We start from the raw sequence: 22,454 nt of genomic DNA, 5'->3' as shown, positions 1-22,454 counted from the left end.
AATCCCGCCCGTCGCCGCCTCGGACCGCCGCCCGAACGGTCGCGAGCGGCCCCGGTAGGCTGGGCGCGTGTCTGTGAACCCCGAACTGCAGGGCCGCGCCTTCCCGCCGGCGCCGCCGTACCTGGTGGGGCGCGAGAAGGTGCGCGAATTCTCCCGTGCCGTGTTCGCCACCAGTCCGATCAACCATGACGTCGACGCCGCCCGGGCAGCCGGCCACGCCGACGTCGTCGCTCCTCCGACGTTCGCGATCGTGCTGCAGGAGACCACTCTCGGTCAGCTGCTCGCCGAGCCGGACTCCGGCATCGACTTCACCCGCGTGGTCCACGGCGACCAGCGCTTCAGCTACAGCCGGCCCATCGTCGCGGGCGACCTGCTCACCGCGCAGCTCGCGGTGACGAGCGTGAAGACGCTCGGCGGACACGGCCTGGTGACCGCCGAGACCACGATCACCGATTCCGACGGAGTTCACGTGGCCACCGCCGTCTCCGCGCTCGTGGTGCGAGGAGACGAGTGATGCCCTCCATCGACGACCTGACCGTGGGCGACGTGGTCGCCGAGGCGGCGTTCGGCCTCACCCGTGACTCGCTGGTGCGCTACGCGGGCGCGTCGGGCGACTTCAACCCCATCCACTATCGCGACGACGTCGCGACATCCGTCGGTCTGCCGGGCGTCCTCGCCCACGGCATGCTCACCATGGGCCTGGCGGTCCAGCCCGTCGTCGACTGGATCGGGGACCCCGCCCGGGTCACCGACTACCAGGTGAGGTTCACCCGCCCGGTGCTGGTCGACCCGACCGACGGGGCGAGCGTCGGGGTGGTGGCGAAGGTGGGGCAGCTCGACAGCGATGCCGGCACGGCGCGCATCGACCTCACCGTCACCTTCAACGGCGAGACCGTCCTCGGCAAGGCGCAGGTGCGGGTCGCCCTCGACCATGCCTGAGACGGATGCCGTTCCCCTTGCCGAGCTGACGACGACTCGGGTCGGCGGGGTGCCGGAGCGCATCGTGACGGCGACGACGCAGCGCGACCTGGTTGATACGGCGCTCGCCGTGTGGGAGTCGGGCGGCGAGCTGCTCGTGCTCGGAGGCGGATCGAACCTGCTCGTCGGGGACGAGCCCCTCGCGGCCACCGTGCTGCGCGTGGCGACCCGGGGCATCGAGGTGCTGCCGGACGCTCCGGAGGGAACCGTGCGTCTGCGCGTGCAGGCGGGTGAGCCGTGGGACGGGCTGGTCGCCCAGGCCGTGCGGAACGGATGGGCGGGCCTCGAGGCGCTGAGCGGCATCCCCGGCCAGGTCGGCGCCGCCCCCATGCAGAACATCGGCGCGTACGGCCAAGAGGTGTCGAGCGTGCTGACGGCCATCGAGCTGCTCGACTACGACACCGGTGAGGTCGAACGGGTGCCCGCCGCCGAGCTCGGTCTCGGCTACCGGACCTCCACCCTCAAGCAGGGTCGCGCGGGCGTCGTCATCTCCGTCGAACTGTCGCTGCACGACGCGGCGGCCGAACGGGAGGTGCTCGGCGAGGCGCTCGGCCGACCCGTCGAGTACGCCCAGCTCGCCTCGACGCTCGGCGTGCAGCTGGGCGATCGGGTGCCCATCGCGGCCGTGCGCGATGCCGTGCTCGCGCTGCGCGCATCCAAGGGGATGGTGTTGAACGTCGACGATCACGACACCTGGAGCACGGGTTCGTTCTTCACGAACCCGATCGTTCGCGAGAGTTTCGCACGAGAACTTCCCGCCGATGCGCCGCGTTGGCCGATGACGCCCGAGGAGCCCGACGTGATCGAGCCCCTCAACCGGCCGGACCTCGACCCGTGGCAGGCGGCGCAGGAGGCGCTCGCCGCTCCGGTGGTGATCGCATCGACGGAGCCGCGCCTGGTGAAACTCTCCGCGGCGTGGTTGATCGAGCGGGCCGGTATCCGGCGCGGGTTCGCGCTCCCCGGATCGAAGGCCGCCATCTCGAGCAAGCACACGCTCGCCATCACGAACCGCGGGGGAGCGACCGCCGCCGAGATCGGGCAGCTGGCTCGGTTCGTGCAGCAGCGCGTGCAGGCGGAGTTCGGCATCATCCTGCAACCGGAACCGGTGATCGTCGGCGTCGAGCTGTGACGACACTGCGCGACGGCGCGGAGGGCGATGTCGAGGCATGCGTTGCCCTATGGCTTCGCGCGGTCGCCGAGCGGGACGGGATCGCCCTGAGCGAAGCCGGTGCCATCCGCATCCGCGAGAAGTTCGATGCGCCCCGCGTCGCGTGGATCGTCACGGTCGACGGTGACACCCCGGTCGGGTTCGCGTTGGTCGCCGAGTCCGGCCTCGGATTCGACGGCGACCCTGCTGACGCTGCCTACCTCAGCCTCCTCGCCGTCGCTCCCGAGGGGCAAGGAGCGGGCCTGGGAGGGCGGCTCCTGACGGCCGCGGTCGACGCGGCCCGCGCGGAGGGGCGGCCCAGAATCGTTCTCCACGTGCTCACGGCCAACGAGACGGCCGTCCGACTGTATCGAGCGACAGGCTGGGTCGAGGTCGGCGAGGTGCGGCCGCACCCCGTGTCGGGGCGCCCGATGCAGACCTACCTGCTTCCGCTCGCCTGACGCGTGTCGGCGGGACGTTCAGCCGGCGAGTTCGGCGGTCGAGAGGGCGTCGTCCGCGGCGGCGAGCGGTGAGCGCGTCGGGGTGAACGTTATCGGCGTGTGCCGCGAGGCGCGGGCGAACGCGTCGAACTCTCCCGCGACGTCGTGCGCGGTGGGCCGGCCGGCCGGGGCGCGCAAGGTCATCGCGGCGAGCAGTTGCGACCAGCCGGTCGGCAGCAGCTCGGGGATCTCGGGATCGCGACGCAGGCGCTCGATGGCGGCGTCGGCCTGGGTGCCGGTGAACTCCTCGCGGCCCGTGATGCAGCGCAGCAGCACGAGTCCGAGCGAGTACACGTCGCTCCCGCCGCCGAGGGGGAGGCCCTCGACGTGTTCGGGGCTCATGTAGGCGGCGCTCGCGACGATGCTGCGGCCCGGCGCACGCCCGTGACCGTCGATGGGCTGCGCGATTCCGAAGTCGATGAGGCGGGCGCGGCGGGTGAAGCCGAGGGTGGGCACGTGCTCGATGAGGATGTTGCCGGGCTTGACGTCGAGGTGCAGCACGCCGCGCAGGTGCAGGTGACCGAGGGCGTCGGCGACCTGCGTTCCGATCTCGGCGACGGTCTTGAGGTCGGGGGCGCTTTCGACGATGGCCTCCTGCAGCGAGCCGCCGTTGACCAGTTCCATCACCATGAAGCGGCGCTCATCCGTCGAAGTGTCGACGACGCCGATGTCGAGCACCTCGGCGAATCCCGGGTGATGGGTATGACTGGCGATCGCGATCTCGCGATCGACGCGGGCGCTCTCGTCCTCGGTCAGTTCGGGGTTCATCACCTTGACGGCGACGCTGCGGTGCAGCCGGATGTCCCAGGCCTTGAAGACCGATCCCATGCCCCCGCGCGCGATCAGCGACCGCACCTCGTAACGGCCCTCCAGCAGCTTCGGCTGCATGTCCCCCGTCGATTCGCTCACGAATCCCATCCCCTCATCACCGCCACCCCGCGGCATGCTCTATTTCTACCGCTCCGGAGCCACATCCAGCAGCCGGGAAACCTTGAACGTTATATGAATGGTGCAAACGGACGGTGTGCGCAGGATCGCGAACAAACCCCGGTTCACGTCCGAAAAGCGTCATCGTGCCGGGAGTCGCGCCCCCACGGCTCCCGGCACCGGCTCCCGCGCCCCCGACGCGGGAGGTCTCAGCTGCGGCCGGAGGTGATTCGGCGCAGCAGGCTCGCCAGTCCGGCGACGAGCAACAGGCCGCCGACGACGAGCAGGATCACGAGCACCAGGGTCGCCGGCGACACGGTCTTCAGCCAGAGGGATGCCGCGTCCCGATTGCCGACGTCGGTCACGACCCAGAGGAGCGCCGATGCGATGCCCGCGAACAACAGGCCCCAGACGATGGCGGCCCAGCGGATGCGTGGCGCCGTCGGCGCGGGAGCGGCGCTCGTCCCGAGGGCGGCGTTCATCACGGGGGTGTCGGGCGTCGCGATGGCGGCGGGCGTCGCGGTGGCGGCGGGCGTTGCCGCGGTGGTCCGCGCGCTGTCAGCGGCCGCTGGCAGCAGAGGAGCGGTGGGGTCGGTCGGTTCGGCGCTCAGGGCCTCGGTGTCGCTCACTTGTTGCTCTCCTCGTTCGTGACGGCGGCCTTCTCGTGGGTGACGACGGTGATGTCGGTGTTGCCGCCCCGGACGACCAGTTGCGCGTCAGGCGCATGAGGAACACCGCCGCCGCCCTTCCATCCGGCCCAGTGATCGGTGCCGGAGCCGCTCAGCTTGACCGCCTTCTCGAAGGTCTGATTGCCGGCCGCGTCGACGTAGTAGAAGGTGATGGAGCCGTTGCCGACCGTGGCGTCGATGCTGAGAACGGTGTCGTCGGACACCTCCGCGTACACCGTTCCCGCCCCTTGGGTGAGTTCGAGCCGCGGTCTGATGGCGGCCTTGCGGGTGGAATCGTCGACGGTCAGAAACGTGGACCCCAGCGGCTGGACGATGCTGCGCGTGCTGGTCAGGCTCGTGTCGAAGCTTCCGAAGCGCAACTCGGCCGTGCGGGGCACCGCCCCCGAGATCAGGGCGGGAACGAGCAGCGCGATGGTGACGAAGGCGAGCCATCCGCTGCGTCTCCTCGCGATGCCGGCGGCCACCATGCCCGCGGCGGTGACGAGGGCTGCGCCGGCGAGGCTGACCGTCCAGGTGTACGGCGCGATCGACGCATCGCCCGCCGCGATGATTCCGCCGATCGCTCCCGCGATCAGCGCGGCGCCCAGCACGGCGATGAAGTAGCCGAAGTTGATGCGCGGCCGCGTGAGGCGACGAGTGCGCCTTGCCTCGATCGCGCGGGCCTGGAATTCGGCTGCCTGCGCCTTGTTCCGGGCGGCGAGCTGCGCGCGGGCCGCTCGGTCCGATTCGGCCTGCGAACGCTTCCACGCGTCGTAGTCGCGGCGCCACTCGTCGTGCTGGCGCTTCCAGGCGACGTACTCATCCGCTCCGACCGCGGCATCCGGTCGCGTGGGTTCGACCGGTGCCGCGGCATCGGAGGCGGGGGACTCGGTCGGCGTCGCTGCGGCGGCGCCGGCGAGCGCCTCCGTCGTCCCGGCATCGGACGTGGCGGGCGGTGCGGCATCCGTCGTCGTCTCCGCCGGGCCGTAGCCGGCCGACCCGTAGCCGCTCATGGGCGTGGCATCGCGCCGGCGCACCAGCCACACGATCAGCGCCGTGATCGCCCCAGCGAGGACGATGAAGGTGACGAAGGGGCCGAGGTGGAAACCGAATGCGCCGTTCCACACCCCTCCCGACCACGCCGCGCCATCACCGAGGCCGCCGATGAATGGGCCGATCCCGAATCCGTATGGCACGACGCCGAAGATGATGAGGATGGCGATGCCGACGATGGCGCTGTCGAACACGCCGCGCAGCAGTTCCTGCAGGTGGATGCGACCCGTCGCGTCGGGCAGCAGCAGCCACGCCACCCCGTAGGCCAGCAGCACGGGAGAGCCGAACAGGGCGAACACGACGACGATGCCGCGAACGATGATCGGGTCGATGCCGAGTCGGGCGGCGACGCCGGCGCACACGCCGCCCAGCCAGCCCGGCTGCCGGGGGACGCGCAACGAGCGCAGCCAGGCGAAGAAGCCGGATTCCGCAGCGCCGCCCGTGGTCGGGCGGGGATCAGGTGTCGGCTCGTCGAGACCGGGAGCAGGGGAGTTCGAAGTCATGATCCGATGCTGGCTCACCGGCCGGGAGTGCCGCCATCGGGTACCACCCTGATCGCACCCTGAGTGACGGGAACCGGAGATCCTGCCCTGATCGAGCTCAGACGGCGATCGGCAACGAGCTGCTCGCGCCCGCGGATCGGGTGCCGCGCATGAGGGAGCGCAGCCGTGTCATGGGCGAGGGTGCGCGTCGGCGGCCATCGACCCTCGCGCGGGAATCGACGGGGCGCAGGACGGAGAACGCGTCGGCGACGTCCTCGGCACGGGGCCGCGATGCCGGCGTCCGATCGGTCATGGCGGACAGGATCGAGGCGAAGCCCTCCGGCACGTCGAGCGGGACGCGAGGATCGCGGGAGAGCCGAGCGAGCGCGGCATCCGCTGCGGTGCCCTCGTACTCGTCGTGACCGGTGAGGCAGCGCAGGAGCACGAGCCCGAGGGAGTAGACGTCGCTCGCGCCGGTGAGGGGGATGCCGGCGACGTGCTCGGGGCTCAGGTAGCCGGCGGTGGCGATAGCGGTGGGGGTCGGGCGGTGCGGGATGCCGTCGATGCGTTCGGCGAGGCCGAAGTCGATCAGGCGGACCCGTCGGGAGTACCGCAGGGTCGGAACACGCTCGACCATGATGTTCGCCGGCTTCACGTCGAGGTGCAGGACACCGCGCTGATGCAGGCACGCGAGCGCGTCAGCGACCTGCTCGCCGATCTCGGCGATGAGTGCCGCACTCGGCGGTGCCGTCTGCAGGAGCTGCTGGAGGGACGGGGCGTTCAGGCGCTCCAGCACGAGGAAGCGGATGCGGGAACCCCGCCAGGCCGCGTAGCCGGCGTCGAGCATCTCGACGAGGCCGGGGTGGTCGACGCTCGCCCCGAGACGCATCTCGCGCTCGGCGCGATCGGAGGCGTCGCCGCTGCCGTCCCCGATGAGGAACTTGATGGCGACCTCGCGGTCGAGGACGCGGTCGTGGGCGGAATACACGGCGCTCATCGCGCCCCGGGCGATCGGCGCGGTGAGCTGGTAGCGGTCACCGATCAGCGACTCCTGCATCATGCACCTCCATCCTCGTGCGGCTGCGAACGAGCTCTTCCTCGGGTCTACCGGGGATGGCCCCGCTGCGTAACCGGGTCACCCCTTATTCGGATCGGACGACCCCTTCGGATGTCCCGGGATCGGCACCGTCTCAGGCTGATGCGACCAGCGCGACCCACAATTCGGCTCGGCCCGCGAAGGTGCCGAGGTCGCGTCCGGATACGCGCTCGGCGAGGGCGATCCGGGCGCGGACGGTGTGCCGGTGGACCCCGAGGGCGGCGGCCGCCCGGTCGTACTGGGCGTCGGCCTCGAGCCACGCCCGCAGCGTGGCCACCAGCTCGGTGCCGGCGTCGGCGTCGTGTCGGGTGAGCGGGGCGATGGCGGCGCGGGCCAGCTCGCGGGTCCCGCCACGCGCGAGCGAGTCGACTATGCCATGAGCGGCGAGCTCGTCGAAGCCTCGCGTGCCGGGCTCGTCGAGGGTGGCCAGCGCGTCCCTGGCTTGCGCGAGCGCAGGGGCCAGCTGCTCCCTCGATGCGAGCCCGGAGACGCCGACGCGCGCACCGAAGCGTCGAGGAAGCTCCCGAAGCGTGCGCGACGCGGCGGCGTCGACCACGAGGAGCACGCCGTCATCCGTGCGCCCGAAGAACAGCGCGCCGGTCGACTGTCGCGCGCGACGCTCGAGCAGTTCGTCCAGGGCGTCGCGTCGATCGGAGTCGACCGCGACGATGGCGACCCGGACCTCGCCCTCCGGAAGCGCCCCGCCGAGGTCGGGAGCGACCCGGGCGACCAGCTCGGTCTCGCCGGCGAGCAGAGCATGGACGAGGCCGGTGCGCATCCGCTGCCGGGTGCGGTCGAGCTCACGCGCCTGTTCCAGCGCGAGACTGGCCAGACCGACGACGGATGCGACGACCTCGCGGCCCTGCTCGTCGAGGTCGGCGCCGACGGCGAGGACACCCCGCAGGCGACCGCGGCCGCCCAGGGTGTGCAACTGCAGGGAGCGACCTCCCGCCTCGACCGTCGCGCTGGCGCGCTGGCCGCGGGCGAGCAGCAGTTCGACGTCGCGCCGCACCACGCCGAGGGCGATGGGGTCGATGGCATCGGCGGGGAACACCCGGTCGAGCCCGCCCCCGGCGTCGAACAGGGCGACGCCCGTTGCCAGGACGCGCGCGAGCTCGGCGAGAGCGGCGTGCAGTCCGTCCGCGCGCAGGGCGGCGAGCGAGATGGCACGCTGGGCGTCGAGTGCCCAGGTGTGGCGGGCGTAGGCGTCAGCGGCGATGAGCTCGGCGGTCGTGCGGGCGACGGCGATGAACGGGGTGCGGTAGGGCACCTCGAACAACGGCAGTCCGCGGACGCCGCAGGATTCGATCAGCGCGACCGGCGTGCCCGCTCGAATCACCTCCGTGCCGAACCCGAGGCCCGTGATGCCGCGATCGACGAGTCTGGCGACGTAGTCGTCGGCATCCGTCTGGTCGAATTGGGTGCCCGTCGTCAGCAGGACCTGCCCGGGCGCCAGGAACGGGGTCGGATCGACCAGGTCGGAGCTGTGCACCCACTGCACGGGGGAGTCCAGCGCTGCGGCCGGCGCGGGAGTCGCGAGTCTCAGGGCGAGGTCGTCGCGGGCGAGCAGGGCGCGGAGCGTGGGCAGCACGGAACTCCTGTACATGATGTCTAACGTGATCCGCTCAAGTGTACGTCTCGTCCATCGTGCTGTGCCCGAACGCCGCCTAGCATCGCACCGTCGCCCGAACCACACAGGAGTGATCATGACCACCATCGACGCACCCGCCCGCACCGTCGGCGGACCCGACATCGTCCAGGAGCGGCGACTCGTCACGAGCATCCCCGGCCCCCTCTCGCGCGCGCTCATGACCCGCAAGACGGATGCCGTCGCCGCCGGTGTCGGAGCCACCCTCCCGGTGTTCGCCGCAGCGGCAGGAGGTGGAGTGGTCGTCGACGTCGATGGCAACTCGCTCATCGACCTCGGCAGCGGTATCGCCGTCACGGGCGTCGGCAACTCTCACCCGCGCGTCGTCGAGGCGGTGAAGGCGCAGCTCGACGCCTTCACCCACACCTGCTTCACGATCACGCCGTACGAGTCGTACGTCGCCGTCGCCGAGGCGCTCAATCGACTCACGCCGGGCGACCACCTCAAGCGCAGCGCGCTGTTCAACTCGGGAGCCGAGGCCGTCGAGAACGCGGTCAAGATCGCCCGCCACCACACCGGGCGGCAGGCCGTCGTCGCGTTCGACCATGCGTACCACGGCCGCACCAACCTCACGATGGGCCTCACCGCCAAGAACCAGCCATACAAGAACGGCTTCGGCCCCTTCGCCCCCGAGATCTACCGCGCTCCGCTCTCCTACCCGTTCCGGGATGGCGGCATCGACGGGGTCACGGCGGCGCGCACCGCGATCCTCCAGATCGAGAAGCAGATCGGCGCCGAGAATCTCGCCGCTCTCATCATCGAGCCCATCCAGGGGGAGGGCGGTTTCATCGTTCCCGCGGCCGGCTTCCTGCCTACCCTGCTGGAGTGGTCGCGCGCCAACGGCGTCGTCTTCATCGCCGATGAGGTGCAGTCCGGTTTCGGCCGCACCGGCGCGTGGTTCGCCAGTGAGCACGAGGGTATCGTCCCCGACCTGGTCGTCACCGCGAAGGGCATCGCCGGTGGCTTGCCGCTCTCGGCCGTCACGGGTCGCGCCGACATCATGGATGCCGCCCAGGTCGGCGGACTCGGCGGCACCTACGGCGGAAACCCGCTGGCCTGTGTCGCGGCACTCGCCGCGATCGAGTCCTACGCGTCGGAGGGTCTCATCGAGCGGGCGGGCGACATCGGGCGCCTGCTGATCGATCGCCTCACCGCGCTGCAGGCATCCGACCCCCGCATCGGCGACGTGCGAGGCCGCGGCGCGATGATCGCGATCGAACTGGTCGACCCCGAGACGGATGCGCCTGACGCCGCGCTGACCGCTCGTGTCGCGTCGGCGGCGCACGCCCAGGGTGTGATCGTGCTGACCTGCGGAACCTACGGCAACGTCATCCGTTTCCTGCCGCCGCTCACGATCGGCGACGACCTGCTGACCGAGGGGCTCGACGTGATCGCGGAAGCGCTGGCGACCGCATGAGCCTCGTGACGGCGCCCGTTCTCGCCCCGCTCGCGACCCCGCTCGAGGATGCGCACGCGCAGCTCTCCGACGCGATCGGCTTCCTCGGCTACCCCGACGGCCTGCACCAGATGCTCGCGACCCCGCGTCGCGAACTCACGGTGAGCGTCCCACTCCGCACGGACTCGGGCGAGACCCGCTTGTTCCGCGGCTATCGCGTGCAGCACAACTTCTCGCGCGGACCGGCCAAGGGCGGCCTCCGCTACGCACCCGGAGTCGACCTCGACGAGGTGCGAGCGCTCGCGATGTGGATGACGTGGAAGTGCGCGCTCATCGACGTGCCGTACGGCGGGGCGAAGGGCGGGGTGGCGATCGATCCGCGCCAGTTCTCGATCGCGGAGCTCGAGCGCGTCACCCGCCGCTACACCAGCGAGATCCTGCCGATCATCGGCCCGGAGCGCGACATCCCGGCCCCCGACGTCGGAACCGACGAGCAGACCATGGCATGGATGATGGACACGTACTCGGTGAGCACGGGCTACACCGTGCCCGGCATCGTCACGGGCAAGCCGATCGCGCTCGGTGGATCGCAGGGTCGAGCCAGCGCCACCTCACGCGGCGTCACCCACATCGCGCTCGCGGCGCTGCAGCACCGCGGCATCCGTGTCGAGGGAGCCCGCGCCGCCGTCCAGGGCTTCGGCAAGGTGGGCCGCGACGCCGCGCTGTTCCCCAGCCAGGCGGGCCTCCGGGTGGTGGCTGTCGGCGACCAGTACGGGGCCGTCCACAACAAGTCAGGACTCGACGTCGAACGCCTGGCGGCATATGTCGCCGAGACCGGAAGCGTCGTCGGGTTCGCCGATGCCGATGCGCTCGGCGGCGACGAGCTGCTCGAGCTCGACCTCGACCTGCTCGTGCCCGCGGCGGTCGAGGGCGTACTGCACGAGGGCAACGCGCACCGCGTCAGCGCATCCGTCATCGTCGAAGGGGCGAACGGACCCACCTCGCCGGCGGCCGACCGGGTGTTCCGCGCCAATGACCAGCTCGTGGTGCCCGACATCCTCGCCAACGCGGGAGGCGTCGTGGTGTCGTACTTCGAGTGGGTGCAGGCCAACCAGGCCTACTGGTGGAAGGCCGACGAGGTCGAGACCCGACTCGCCGACCGGATGCGCGGAGCCTGGGAGCAGGTCGTCGCCTACGCGGAGGCTCGCGACCTCTCGTTGCGGGAGGCCGCGACGGTGCTTGCGGTCGAACGCGTCGCCGAGGCCCACCGCCTGCGCGGACTGTACCCCTGACGCCGGGCCGCGCGCCGCGACGTCGGCTCGATCCCGACGCGACACGTCCCGCCGTGACCCCGGACCCGACCCGACCCCGAGCCAGTTCGGTGCAATAACGCGCATCCCACCGAGAGAAAGTGCCATAACGCGCATCCCGGGCGAGCAAGTACCCGATCGCCCGCCGACCCAGCTCCCTACGCCGCCCGCCCCGAGCCAGTTCGGTGCAATAACGCGCATCCCGCCGAGAGAAAGTGCCATAACGCGCATCGCCTCGCAGTTCGACCTGATTCAAGCCCAGGGCATCCGCGGATGCTCGATGGAAGGAATGTCATGACCGACACCACCATGACCGCCGGCACCGCCGACACCAGTGACGCCGCCGACACCACCGATATCGCCGACGTTGCCGGCACCACGGATATCGCCGACGTTGCCGGCACCACGGATATCGCCGACGCTACCGACACCACCGATATCGCCGTCCTTAAGCACATCGCGCACACCGCCGACACCGCCGACGTCGAGCTCGAGTTGCTCGCTCGCGTGCCCGATCGCTTGTACATCGGCGGCGCCTGGGTCGACGGCGGGGGAACCGGCATTGTGGTACACGATCCCGCGACGGGACGCGTCATCAAGACGATCGCCGGCGCGAGCCCGGCCGACGGCATCCGCGTACTCGACGCCGCGGTCGAGGCCGCCGAGGCATGGGCAGCAACGGCACCGCGGGCGCGCGCCGAGATCCTGCGACGAGCGTGGGAGCTGCTTCAGGAGCGCCGCGATGACTTCGCGCTGCTGATGACGATCGAGATGGGCAAGCCGCTCGCCGAGGCACGTGGCGAGGTGACGTACGGGGGCGAGTTCCTGCGCTGGTTCAGCGAAGAGGCGGTGCGCATCTCGGGGCGCTACGGGCAGAGCCCCGAGGGCGCGGGGACGATGGTCGTCACGCAGCGTCCGGTGGGCCCGTGCTTCCTCATCACGCCGTGGAACTTCCCCCTCGCCATGGCTACACGCAAGATCGCGCCGGCACTCGCCGCCGGCTGCACCGTCGTGATCAAGCCTGCCGAGCTCACCCCTCTCACCACGCTCCTGTTCGCGCAACTGCTCGAGGACGCCGGGGTGCCGGCCGGAGTCGTCAACGTCATCACGACTTCCGATTCCGCCGCGGTGTCGGCGCCCATCATCGCCGACCCGCGGCTCCGCAAACTCTCCTTCACCGGGTCGACGGCTGTCGGTCGCCGCCTCATCGCCCAGGCCGCGGATGGCGTGCTCCGCACGTCCATGGAACTCGGCGGCAATGCACCGTTCGTCGTCTTCGAGGACGCCGACCTCGACAAGGCCGTCGACGGGGCGATGCTCGCCAAGTTCCGCAACATCGGCCAGGCCTGCACGGCGGCGAACCGCTTCATCGTGCACGCGGATGTCGCCGACGAGTTCGCCCAACGCGTCACCGAGCGGGTGAACGCCCTGCGCGTCGGCCGCGGCACGGAGGACGGCGTCAGCATCGGGCCACTCATCGAGGAGAAGGCGGTGGCATCCGTCGAGGCTCTGGTTCAGGATGCCGTCGACCGTGGTGCCCGCGTGCTCACGGGCGGCCACCGTCCCGAGCGCGACGGCTCCTTCTATGCACCGACGGTGCTGACCGACGTCGCCACCGGCAGCGACATCCTCCGCGAGGAGATCTTCGGGCCCGTGCTGGCCATCACGACGTTCTCGGACGAGGATGAGGCCGTGCGCCTCGCCAACGACACCGAGTACGGGCTCGTCGGCTACGTGTTCACCGCCGATCTCGCCCGCGGCCACCGGATGATCGACCGGCTCGACACGGGCATGATGGGTCTGAACACCGGACTCGTCTCGAACGCCGCCGCTCCCTTCGGCGGGGTCAAGCAGTCCGGCCTCGGCCGCGAGGGTGGCCTCGAGGGAATCCACGAGTACCTCTCCACCAAGTACACGCTCATCCCCACCTGAACATCACGAGCCGAACACCCCGAGCCCGAACACCCCGAGCCTGACCAGCAAGAGGAAGAACACCATGGAACACATCGAACGCGACGTCGTCATCATCGGCGCCGGAGCATCGGGCCTCACGGCTGCTACCGACCTCGTCAAGGCGGGTCTCAGCGTCGCTGTCCTCGAGGCTCGCGATCGCGTCGGCGGCCGTCTCTGGACGAACGACATCGACGGAGCCACCCTCGAGATCGGCGGCCAGTGGGTCTCGCCCGACCAGGATGCGCTCAAGGAGACCCTCGCCGACCTCGGCCTGTCCACCTACTCGCGCTACCGCGCCGGCCAGAACGTCTACATCAATGCGGCGGGTGAGCGCAGCCTGTTCGAGGGCGAGATCTTCCCCGTCCCCGCCCGCACGGAGCAGGAGATGGTCGGCCTCATCGACAAGCTCGACGCGCTCGTGGCCGAGATCGACCCCGACCGTCCGTGGGCGCATCCGCTCGCCCGGGAGCTCGATGAGATCTCGTTCGCCCGGTGGCTCGAGACGCAGACCGACGACCAGGAGGCGCGCGACAACATCGGCATGTTCATCGCAGGGGCGATGCTCACCAAGCCGGCGCACGCCTTCTCCGCCCTGCAGGCGCTGTTGATGGCCGCATCCGCCGGCAGCTTCTCCAACCTGGTCGACGCCGACTTCATTCTCGACGAGCGCGTCGTCGGCGGCCTGCAGCAGGTTCCGCTGCTGATGGCCGAGCGCCTCGGCGGCGACGTGTTCACGAATCAGCCGGTGCGCACCCTGCGCTGGGGAACGGATGGCGTGACCGCGATCTCCGACGGCATAACCGTCACCGCGCGTTTCGCCATCCTCGCCGTGCCGCCGGTGCTCATCAGCCGCGTGAGCTACGAGCCGCCGCTGCCCCGCCGCCAGCACCAGCTGCACCAGCACCTCTCGATGGGCCTGGTCATCAAGGTGCACGCCGTCTACGACACGCCGTTCTGGCGTGAGGACGGGCTCTCGGGTACCGCCTTCAGCCCCTACCAGCTCGTCCACGAGGCCTACGACAACAGCTACCACGGAGACCCGCGCGGCACGCTCGTCGGCTTCGTCGCGGATGAGAACGCCGACGGCGTCTTCGCGGTGCCGGCCGAGGAGCGCAGGGAGCGCATCCTCGCCTCCCTCGCCACCTACTACGGCGAGAAGGCGCTCACGCCGCAGGTGTACTACGAGAGCGACTGGGGGAGCGAGGAGTGGACGCGCGGGGCCTACGCCGCGAGCTTCGACATGGGCGGCCTGGCCCGGTACGGAGCCGACCTGCGGGCGCCCGTCGGACCGATCCACTTCTCCTGCAGCGACATGGCCGGCAAGGGCTACCAGCACGTCGACGGCGCCATTCGCGTCGGCCACGAGACGGCTGCCGCCATCCTCGCCGCCCGTTAGAAACCGAGCGCTCAGGCAGGTTCGGCCGAGGTGGTCACCCTCTCGGATTCGGGGCTCACCGCGTCCGCGCCGCGTTCGGCACGGACGAACGCGATGCCGGCGATGATGAGCACGCCCCCGAGGAGCTGGAGCGGCGAGAGGGCCTCGCCCAAGAGGATCCAGGCGAACAGGGCGGCGAAGGCCACCTCGAGCAGCCCGACGAAGGACGCCAGCCGCGAGCCCAGGCGCGTGGTCGCGGCGATGCCGGTGGCATAGGCGACGGCCGTGGCGAGCAGGGCGACGACGCCGAGCGGAATCCACCACGCCACGGTGGCACCCAGGAGGTCGACGGTACCGAAGGTCGCTCCGAGCGGAACGATGCCGACGAGGCCGAGCGCCAGGAGGGCGACACCTCCAAGCAGCAGACCGGATGCGGCGAGCGCGACCGGCGGAACCCCATCGTCGGGCATCGCGGCGATGAGGAAGTAGGCGGCCAGCCCGATGGCCGCCGTCGCGGCGAACAGCACGCCGAGCAGGTCGATGGGCCCGGCGACACCCGGCCCGATGACGAGCACGAGACCGCCGAGAGCCAGAACGCTGCCCACGATCACAACCGCCGGGGGGACGGATCGCGTCCGCGCCCACGCGAGCAGCACCAGCAGCACGGGCGCGAGGTACTCGATGAGGAGGGCCATGCCGATCGGGATGCGCGCGATGGCCGCGAAGTAGGCCAGCTGGGTCGCGGCGACGGGGATGAGTCCGAAGCCGATGATGCGTCGGCGACCGGTCCAGATGGTGCGCCACCGACCGCGCAGGGCGACGGCGGCGAACGGCGAGAGGACGACCCCCGCGATGAGCACGCGGGCGATCACGGCCGACCCGGGCGTCCATCCGCTCTCGAGCAGCGGCTTCACGAAGGCGCCGGAGAGCGCGAAGGTGATGGTGGACGTGATCGCGAGGAGCAGGCCGCTCGACGCCCGCGACATGATCGCCATAAGCACCTCCATGTAATGAGCTACATCCGTTACACTCATGACGGTACTCGCCGAGCGCGTAAGGAGTCAAGGTGCATTTTGCTGATGATACGGATGATGCCCTCCAGTTCGTCGCCGCGCTCGCGAACACGCTCCCGACGGCGTCGGCGAGCGGACGCGACGAGCTCTCCACCGAGAAGGACCTGGACGCGATCTTCGAGCAGCACCCGTACTCCGGCCGCATCGACCACGACGAGGCCGAGCTGGCCGAGGTGCGTTCGGCGCGGGCGCGGCTGCGGCGCATCTGGGACCTGGACACGCCTGAAGCCGTCCAGGAGGTCAACGCCATGCTCCGCGAGGCGGGCGCGCTTCCCCATCTCGCCAAGCACGACGGCTTCGACTGGCACCTGCACGCGACCGAACCCGACGCGCCGCTGGCCGAGCGCATCCGGGTGGAGGCGTCGATGGCCTTCATCGACGTCATCCGTTCGGGCGAGACGTCGCGGCTGCGGGTGTGCGAAGCTCCGCACTGCGACGGCGTGCTCGTCGACCTCACCCGCAACGGCTCGAAGAGGTACTGCTCACTGCGGTGCGGGAACCGGGTGGCCGTCAGCGCGTTCCGCGAGCGCCGGTCCGACGCCCGCGGCTGACCGGCTGGGCTGACCGGCTGGGCTGACCGGTCGGGGCTGAGCGGCCCGGTCGACCGCCTGCGGCTACCGGACGGGCTGAGCGGCCCGGTCGATCGCCTGCGCCTACCGGACGCCGCACCGTAGCCGCACCCTGATTCGACCCTGAGAGACGGCACGCCGCGGCACCCCGTCTGGTTGGATCGAGGCATGTCCGCCTCAACCGCTCCTCGCCTCGTGCGAGAGCGCGATTGCCTCGTCGCCGGAGTGGCGGGTGGCCTCGCCGAGCACTTGGGCTGGTCGGTCCGGGTGGTGCGCATCGCGTTCGTCATCACCGGGCTGGTCTGGGGCGCCGGCGTTCTCCTCTATCTCTGGCTGTGGGCGTTCACGCCGTGGCGGCAGGCGACGGATGCGGGCGACGAGCCTGTCACCCGCCGTGCTCCCGTGTCGTGGTTGCTCGCGGCGGGCGCCGGGCTGTTCGCCCTCGCGACGATGGCGCTGGTGTGGCGCGGCGGATCGTCGACGTCCGAGGTCGCCCTGTGCCTGCTCGCGACGGTCGTGTGTGCCGCGGGGGCCGGAGCCTGGGCGAGCCTGATCGATCGGCCCGATCCCGCCCGAGGCCGCCGCACCGAGCAGGGGGTTCGCGCCGTCGCGTCGCTCACCCTGCTCGTGGTTGCGGTCTTCTTCGCGTCCGGGACGGTCACGGGCGTCACCGGGCTCGTCGCCTCGCTCGTAGCTCTGGTGGGCATCGGTCTGGTTTTCGCACCCGCTCTCGTCCGGGTCTGGCGCGACCTCGAGGCCGAGCGGATCGGCCGCATCCGCGATGAGCAGCGCAACGAGATGGCCGCGCACCTGCACGACTCCGTGCTACAGACGCTCGCCCTCATCCAGAACCGCGCCGGTGCCTCGAGTGAGGCCGGTCGACTCGCGCGGGCCCAGGAACGGGAACTGCGCAGCTGGCTGTACGCGGGCGACACTCCAGCCGACAGCGATCTGGCGACCGATCTGCGCGACTTCGCGGCCGCCCTCGAACTCGACTACCCCGTGCACATCGACGTGGTGGCCGTCGGCACCTCGACCGAGCGGGCGTCCGGTGAGTTGGCAGCGGCGGCTCGCGAGGCCATGCTCAACGCCGCCCGCCACGCCGGGGGCGAGGTGTCGGTCTACATCGAGGGTTCCTCCCGCGCGGTCGAGGTCTTCGTGCGCGATCGCGGAACCGGCTTCGACCTCGCCCGGGTGGCGGGCGACCGGCTGGGCGTGCGCCAGTCGATCATCGGCCGGATGCGGCGCGCGGGCGGCAGCGCATCCGTTTCCCCGGGTGCCGGCGGTGGCACCGAGGTGCACTTGCGCTTCGACACGGAGCCGGCTCGTGGCTGAACGGCTCACGGTCGTGGTCGTCGACGACCACTCGATCTTCCGGTCGGGGCTCCGGGCCGATCTCGACGAGAGCATCGACGTGGTGGGCGAGGCCGACGACGTGGAGTCCGCGATCGCCGTGGTCACGACGCGGCGACCGGATGTCGTGCTGCTCGACGTGCACCTTCCCGGTGGGTCGAGCGCGGGGACATCGGGCGGGGCGGAAGTGCTCCAGCGGCTGGCCTCCGCCATGCCCGGCACGCGCTTCCTGGCCCTCAGCGTCTCGGACTCCGCCGAGGACGTCGTCGGCGTGATCCGGGCCGGCGCTCGGGGCTACATCACCAAGGGATCATCGGGTTCGGATGTGTCGCGCGCCGTGCACGCCGTCGCCGATGGCGATGCGGTGTTCTCGCCGCGGCTGGCCGGCTTCGTGCTCGACGCGTTCGGTGCGGCGGTGGGCGAGACAGCGGCGACGGATGAGGAGCTCGACCGCCTGAGCGCCCGCGAACAGGAGGTGATGCGCTTGATCGCCCGTGGCTACGCCTACAAGGAGGTCGCGTCGACGTTGTTCATCTCCATCAAGACGGTCGAGACGCATGTCTCGAGCGTGCTGCGCAAGCTGCAGCTGTCCAGCCGTCACGAGCTCACGGCCTGGGCGACGGCGCGCAAGCTGCTCTGACAACCGCCGCCTCGGCGTGGGCGCGGCATCGGGCGTGCCAGCGTCGCTACAGTGACGGTCGTGTCCCGCACCCGTTCCTTCAGCTATGACATCGTCGCGGCCGGTCACGCCCACGATGCCTGGCCCCTGCTCACCGAATACTCCAAGCACGCCGCGCTTCATCCGTTCATCGTGAACGTCGAGAAGCTGCCGACGGCCGACGGATCGCTGCGCAGCTACCGCATCACCGACCGGCTGCGTCTCGGCCCCATCCCCTTCCGCGTCCGCTACCTCACGGACGTGCTCGAGGTCGACGCCGCTCGTGTGGTGACCGTCGCGCGGCAGCGGCCCCGCACGATCGTCAAGAACGAGACCGAGCTCGTCGACGAGGCCGACGGCACGGTGCACGCCCGCACCACGGTGACGATGACGGCGCCCCTGCTGTTGTTCGGCTACGCCTTCCGCCAGCTGCGCATCGCCCACGAGGGCCTCGCCGTCAGGCTCCGCGAGGAGATCGAGCGCGTGGCGCGCGAGGGTGCGGAGGGCGGAGACCAGGCAGCCTGAAAGCACTCAGAGCAGCCCGAGCTCCATCGCCTTCGTGACGGCGCGCGTGCGGTCGCTGACCTCGAGCTTCTCGAACACGTGCAGCAGGTGCGTCTTCACGGTCGCCTCCCCGATGAAGAGCTCCCGCCCGATCTCGGGGTTCGACCGACCGTCGGAGACGAGGCGCAGCACGTCGAGTTCGCGAGCCGAGAGGCGAGGCGCGGGCGCGGGCGTCGACTCGGACCGCACCCGATTCACCAGCGTCGCCGCGATGGACGGGCCCAGCACGGTCTGCCCGGCCGCCACCGCACGCACCCCCGCCACGATCTCCTCCTGCGGTGCGGCCTTCAGCAGGTAACCGCTGGCGCCTGCCTCGATCGCCCCGAGGATGTCGTCGTCGTTCTCGTAGGTCGTGAGCACGAGCACACGCGTCGAGCCCGGCGCCGCCACGATGTGCGCCGTCGCCTCCACGCCGCCGACTCCGGGCATCCGCAGGTCCATGAGGACGAGGTCGGGGGAGAGCGCCTCGGCGAGGGTGATCGCCTCGGCGCCGTCGGCTGCCTCCCCGACCACCTCGATGTCGTCGACCGCCGCGAGCAGGCCGACGATGCCTCCGCGGACGATGGGATGATCGTCGGCCACGATGACGCGGATCATGTCGCCATCCTCTCCCGTGATGGAATGCTCACCGTGAGCACCGTTCCACCCGGGTCACTGCCGGTCAACTCGACGTCTCCGCCCACGATCGCCACCCGCTCCCGCATGCCGCTGATGCCGAAGCCCGTCTGGCTTCCTCCGTCGACGTAGCCGACGCCGTTGTCGGTGACGGTCAGTGTCGTCACCGCGTCGAGCTGGCTGATGACGACGGATGCCGCAGAGGCCCGCGCGTGCTTGCGCACATTGGCGAGCGCCTCCTGGGTGCACCTCAGCAACACCACCTCGAGCTCGCGATCGAGCGGTGTCACGCTCACCGCCGTCGTGACCCGGACGCCGGTCTCGCGTTCGAACCGTTCGCCGAGCCGCGTCAGCGCATCCGTCAATGTCGAATCGACCCGCACCGGTGCCATCGCCGCCACGAGCGAGCGAGCCTCGGTGAGCGCCTCGCGCGCCATCGACTCGATGATGGTCACCGTCTCGACCGCGCGCCCGGCGTCGTCGACGGCCAGCTCGCGCTCGGCCCGCTCCGCGAGCATCACGAGGCCCGTGAGGCTCTGGGCGATGGTGTCGTGGATCTCGCGGGCCAGTCGCTCGCGTTCGCTCGAGACGCCCGCGTCGCGGTGCAGGGCGGCGAGCTCGCCCTGCGTCGCCTGCAGCTCCGCGAGCAGGCGGGCGCGCTCGTTGCCGAACTCGGCGATGCGCGTGATCCACAGCCCGAGAGCCAGCGAGAAGCCGAACGAGAGCAGGGCGACCCCGAGTCCGATGACGAGCCCTTGGGGCGGCGGGTAGAACACCACCGATCCGATCACCACCGCGACCGCGACGGCGACGTTGCCGATGATGGCCGTACGGGTGTCGACGGCGGCGAACCAGATCGCCGGATACACGAAGGCCTGCAGGATGGCGAAGCTGGGGTTGAAGGCGCACCCCACCGCGATCACGGCCGCATAGAGGAGCGCGATGATGAGAGTCGAGCGGGCGGATTGCTCCTCGATGTGCCGGCGCGCGTACCCGAAGTGCGCGGCGAGGAACGCCACGGCGCACGCCAGCACACCCCACGACGCAGCGTCGAACGGAGTGCCGATCGACGCGAGGATCACGGTGACGGTCGCGGCGGTGAATGCCGCGACATCCCACCAGATCGTCCTGCTCATGCCATCACTCTCTCATCGAGCCGGCGCCGCGCGCCTCATCCGTCCTTGCGGATCCAGCGGAAGGTGATGCGGCTGAGCACGAGGCCGACGACCAGCCAGCCCAGCAGCACCAGGGCGATCCAGCCGAGCTCCCACGAGTCGTGCACCTCGAGCTTCGCGAAGGAGTCGGGGAGGAAGACGGATCGCATGCCCTGCGCCATCCACTTCAGCGGGAACACGCTGGCGATGTTCTGCATCCAGTCGGGCAGCAGGTAGAACTGCAGGTAGACGCCCGAGATGAACTGCAGCACGAGCACGACCGGCAGGATGACGGCGGATGCGCTGCGTCCCGACCGCGGGAGAGCCGAGAGCGCGATGCCCAGCAGCGCCGAGGTGGTGATGCCGAGCACGAACACCCAGGCGAACCGCAGCCAGACCTCGGGCTCGGTCGGGAGGGCGATGCCGAACACCACGCGGGCGACCACGAGGAGCAGCGCCACCTGCAGGGTGCCCGTGACGAACACCTGGCCGATCTTGCCGATGAAGTAGCTCACCGGGGAGAGTGGGGTGCCCCCGAGCCGCTTGAGGGTGCCGTTGCTCTTCTCGCCGGCGATCTCGATGGCGAGGTTCTGCACGCCGCTGAGCAGCAGGCCGGCGGCGACCAGTCCGGGCAGGTAGTACGCTCCGACGCTGACGCCCGCCTCACCCCGAGCGGGCACGATGTCCCCCGATGAGCTGAACGCCGAGGTGAAGATGCCCAGCATGATGACGGGGAAGAGGAACGTGAAGAAGACGGCGTCGGGGGAGCGGAAGTAGGTCTTCACCTCGTAGCGGATGCGCGACATCCCGTTGGCGAGGATGCGCGGGCGGGCGGCGGCGCGGGGGCGGCTGGTGTCGGTGTCGTTCGCCACGGCGGTCATGCGACCACCTCCTCGGTCTCGCTCACGGCACTCTCGGCCGCTGCGTCGTCGGCGACCAGGTCGAGGTAGATGTCCTCCAGGCTGGGGCGGATCACCTCGAGTTCCGGGGGCTCATGACCGAACTCGGCGGCCAGCGCGGTGACGAGGGCGGCCGGCTCGGTGGTTCGCCGCTGACGGATGCCGTCGCGATCGCGCCAGCGCACGATCGGCACGCGCGCATCCGCCTCCCCGATCTCGTCGATGCGGCCGATGTCGATGAGCCGCCCGTGGTTGATGACGCCGGCTCGATCGCTCAGCTGCGCCGCCTCGTCGAGGTAGTGCGTGGTGAGGAGAATGGTGGTCCCCTCGGCCTTGAGCTGGCGGATGAGGCTCCAGAAGTCGCGGCGTGCCTCGGGGTCGAAGCCCGTTGTCGGCTCGTCGAGGAAAAGCAGCTCGGGGCGGCCGATGATGCCGAGGGCCACGTCGACCCGGCGACGTTGGCCGCCGGAGAGCTTGCTGATGCGGACCTTCGCCTTCTCGCGGAGGCCGGTGGCGTCGATGACCTCGTCGACGTCACGCGACCGCGGGAACAGGCCGGCGAAGTGGCGCAACTGCTCGGTCACCGTCATGGTGCCGGCCTCCGCGGTCGACTGCAGCACGATGCCGAGCTTCGCCTTCCACGCGAGGGTGGAGTGACCGGGATCGGTGCCGAGCACGTCGACCTCGCCGCTGGAACGGTCGCGGTAGCCCTCGAGGATCTCGATCGTCGTCGACTTGCCGGCGCCGTTGGGGCCGAGCAGCGCGAACGTCTCGCCGCGATGGATCTCGAAGCTCACGCCGTCCAGGGCCACCATCTGCCCGTACCGCTTGCGGAGGTCGCGGACCGTCACGGCCTCATCACTCATCGTCATGCCCCCAGCGTGCCAGCATCCACGCGGCACCGTCAGGCCCGGACGGATGAGCGCCGCATCCACCAGTCGACGGATGCGCGCCGCGGCGCCGGTCGAGCGTGGCGGGGGGGGCGGGGGGGGGGGGGGTATATGTCGGAATCGTGATCAATCACATTCCTCGAATC

Annotated in this window: 22 protein-coding genes; 12 read left to right on the top strand and 10 right to left on the bottom strand. The window is 70.6% G+C overall.

Features of this window, described 5'->3' with window-relative positions; all coding sequences use genetic code 11:
• Positions 1 to 67: 67 nt before the first annotated feature.
• Genes E6C70_RS15935 through E6C70_RS15920 form a run of 4 tightly spaced genes read left to right on the top strand, consistent with a single transcriptional unit; the run spans position 68 to position 2,586 of the window.
• Positions 68 to 514: an FAS1-like dehydratase domain-containing protein gene (locus tag E6C70_RS15935; protein WP_207670161.1), complete on the top strand. Its 447-nt coding sequence runs from the start codon at positions 68 to 70 to the stop codon at positions 512 to 514.
• The gene (locus tag E6C70_RS15930) at positions 514 to 939 is read left to right on the top strand and encodes a MaoC family dehydratase (RefSeq protein WP_136425493.1); all 426 of its coding nucleotides are present in this window, start codon (positions 514 to 516) and stop codon (positions 937 to 939) included. The genes E6C70_RS15935 and E6C70_RS15930 overlap by 1 nt, the downstream gene beginning before the upstream one ends.
• Positions 932 to 2,107 carry a UDP-N-acetylmuramate dehydrogenase gene (locus tag E6C70_RS15925; RefSeq protein ID WP_136425492.1) on the top strand — a complete coding sequence of 392 codons (1,176 nt, stop codon included), beginning with the start codon at positions 932 to 934 and terminating at the stop codon, positions 2,105 to 2,107. Before E6C70_RS15930 ends, E6C70_RS15925 begins: the two co-directional genes overlap by 8 nt.
• The gene (locus tag E6C70_RS15920; protein WP_136425491.1) at positions 2,104 to 2,586 is read left to right on the top strand and encodes a GNAT family N-acetyltransferase; all 483 of its coding nucleotides are present in this window, start codon (positions 2,104 to 2,106) and stop codon (positions 2,584 to 2,586) included. The genes E6C70_RS15925 and E6C70_RS15920 overlap by 4 nt, the downstream gene beginning before the upstream one ends.
• Positions 2,587 to 2,604: 18 nt before the next feature.
• Here the strand turns inward: E6C70_RS15920 and E6C70_RS15915 are convergent, their stop codons facing one another.
• The 5 genes from E6C70_RS15915 to E6C70_RS15895 form a co-directional block, all read right to left on the bottom strand.
• Positions 2,605 to 3,534, bottom strand: a complete 930-nt coding sequence (locus E6C70_RS15915) for a serine/threonine-protein kinase (protein WP_168770991.1) — start codon at positions 3,532 to 3,534, stop codon at positions 2,605 to 2,607.
• A 227-nt stretch (positions 3,535 to 3,761) separates the two neighbouring features.
• Positions 3,762 to 4,181 carry a hypothetical protein gene (locus E6C70_RS15910; RefSeq protein WP_136425489.1) on the bottom strand — a complete coding sequence of 140 codons (420 nt, stop codon included), beginning with the start codon at positions 4,179 to 4,181 and terminating at the stop codon, positions 3,762 to 3,764.
• Entirely contained in the window at positions 4,178 to 5,776 is a 1,599-nt protein-coding gene (locus E6C70_RS15905; RefSeq protein ID WP_136425488.1) for a PspC domain-containing protein, read from the bottom strand. The genes E6C70_RS15910 and E6C70_RS15905 overlap by 4 nt, the downstream gene beginning before the upstream one ends.
• A 97-nt stretch (positions 5,777 to 5,873) precedes the next feature.
• Positions 5,874 to 6,815 (bottom strand): serine/threonine-protein kinase, encoded by a 942-nt coding sequence (locus E6C70_RS15900; RefSeq protein WP_136425487.1) that lies wholly within the window; start codon positions 6,813 to 6,815, stop codon positions 5,874 to 5,876.
• Between the two features lie 130 nt (positions 6,816 to 6,945).
• Positions 6,946 to 8,457 (bottom strand): PucR family transcriptional regulator, encoded by a 1,512-nt coding sequence (locus tag E6C70_RS15895; RefSeq protein WP_136425486.1) that lies wholly within the window; start codon positions 8,455 to 8,457, stop codon positions 6,946 to 6,948.
• A gap of 100 nt (positions 8,458 to 8,557) precedes the next feature.
• Here E6C70_RS15895 and gabT point away from each other — a divergent pair, with 100 nt between their 5' ends.
• The 4 genes from gabT (at position 8,558) to E6C70_RS15875 (ending at position 14,554) form a co-directional block, all read left to right on the top strand.
• Positions 8,558 to 9,916, top strand: a complete 1,359-nt coding sequence (gene gabT / locus E6C70_RS15890; protein ID WP_136425485.1) for a 4-aminobutyrate--2-oxoglutarate transaminase — start codon at positions 8,558 to 8,560, stop codon at positions 9,914 to 9,916.
• Positions 9,913 to 11,187, top strand: coding sequence for a Glu/Leu/Phe/Val family dehydrogenase (locus E6C70_RS15885; RefSeq protein WP_136425484.1), 1,275 nt, complete (start codon positions 9,913 to 9,915; stop codon positions 11,185 to 11,187). Before gabT ends, E6C70_RS15885 begins: the two co-directional genes overlap by 4 nt.
• Before the next feature lie 312 nt (positions 11,188 to 11,499).
• Positions 11,500 to 13,137 carry an NAD-dependent succinate-semialdehyde dehydrogenase gene (locus E6C70_RS15880; RefSeq protein WP_235833586.1) on the top strand — a complete coding sequence of 546 codons (1,638 nt, stop codon included), beginning with the start codon at positions 11,500 to 11,502 and terminating at the stop codon, positions 13,135 to 13,137.
• Positions 13,138 to 13,201: 64 nt separating this feature from the next.
• Positions 13,202 to 14,554, top strand: a complete 1,353-nt coding sequence (locus E6C70_RS15875; RefSeq protein WP_136425483.1) for a flavin monoamine oxidase family protein — start codon at positions 13,202 to 13,204, stop codon at positions 14,552 to 14,554.
• Between the two features lie 11 nt (positions 14,555 to 14,565).
• On the opposite strand, the gene E6C70_RS15870 is transcribed toward E6C70_RS15875, so the two are convergent.
• On the bottom strand, positions 14,566 to 15,528 hold the full coding sequence (locus E6C70_RS15870) for an EamA family transporter (protein WP_235833585.1): 963 nt from the start codon (positions 15,526 to 15,528) through the stop codon (positions 14,566 to 14,568).
• 71 nt (positions 15,529 to 15,599) lie between these two features.
• Here E6C70_RS15870 and E6C70_RS15865 point away from each other — a divergent pair, with 71 nt between their 5' ends.
• The 4 genes from E6C70_RS15865 to E6C70_RS15850 all read left to right on the top strand — a co-directional run bounded on the left by E6C70_RS15865 (position 15,600) and on the right by E6C70_RS15850 (position 18,711).
• A complete protein-coding gene (locus E6C70_RS15865) occupies positions 15,600 to 16,157 on the top strand; it encodes a CGNR zinc finger domain-containing protein (protein ID WP_136425482.1) in 558 nt (185 codons plus the stop codon).
• Between the two features lie 186 nt (positions 16,158 to 16,343).
• Positions 16,344 to 17,510 carry an ATP-binding protein gene (locus E6C70_RS15860; RefSeq protein ID WP_136425481.1) on the top strand — a complete coding sequence of 389 codons (1,167 nt, stop codon included), beginning with the start codon at positions 16,344 to 16,346 and terminating at the stop codon, positions 17,508 to 17,510.
• On the top strand, positions 17,503 to 18,168 hold the full coding sequence (locus E6C70_RS15855; protein ID WP_136425480.1) for a response regulator: 666 nt from the start codon (positions 17,503 to 17,505) through the stop codon (positions 18,166 to 18,168). Before E6C70_RS15860 ends, E6C70_RS15855 begins: the two co-directional genes overlap by 8 nt.
• 60 nt (positions 18,169 to 18,228) lie before the next feature.
• Entirely contained in the window at positions 18,229 to 18,711 is a 483-nt protein-coding gene (locus tag E6C70_RS15850; protein ID WP_136425479.1) for an SRPBCC family protein, read from the top strand.
• A gap of 6 nt (positions 18,712 to 18,717) precedes the next feature.
• Here the strand turns inward: E6C70_RS15850 and E6C70_RS15845 are convergent, their stop codons facing one another.
• From E6C70_RS15845 to E6C70_RS15830, 4 genes are read right to left on the bottom strand one after another with little or no spacing between them, the layout of a single operon-like run.
• A complete protein-coding gene (locus E6C70_RS15845) occupies positions 18,718 to 19,347 on the bottom strand; it encodes a response regulator (protein WP_136425478.1) in 630 nt (209 codons plus the stop codon).
• Complete coding sequence (locus E6C70_RS15840) at positions 19,344 to 20,501, bottom strand: sensor histidine kinase (protein WP_136425477.1); 1,158 nt, start codon at positions 20,499 to 20,501, stop codon at positions 19,344 to 19,346. Before E6C70_RS15840 ends, E6C70_RS15845 begins: the two co-directional genes overlap by 4 nt.
• Positions 20,502 to 20,536: 35 nt before the next feature.
• Complete coding sequence (locus tag E6C70_RS15835) at positions 20,537 to 21,400, bottom strand: ABC transporter permease (RefSeq protein ID WP_136425476.1); 864 nt, start codon at positions 21,398 to 21,400, stop codon at positions 20,537 to 20,539.
• Positions 21,397 to 22,290 (bottom strand): ABC transporter ATP-binding protein, encoded by an 894-nt coding sequence (locus E6C70_RS15830; RefSeq protein WP_136425475.1) that lies wholly within the window; start codon positions 22,288 to 22,290, stop codon positions 21,397 to 21,399. The genes E6C70_RS15835 and E6C70_RS15830 overlap by 4 nt, the downstream gene beginning before the upstream one ends.
• Between the last annotated feature and the right edge of the window lie 164 nt (positions 22,291 to 22,454).

The sequence above is a fragment of the Orlajensenia flava genome, assembly GCF_004801905.1.
GTDB lineage: Bacteria > Actinomycetota > Actinomycetes > Actinomycetales > Microbacteriaceae > Orlajensenia > Orlajensenia flava.
Note: the sequence above shows the minus strand (reverse complement) of the source record. Positions and strands in the feature narration are given on the sequence as shown.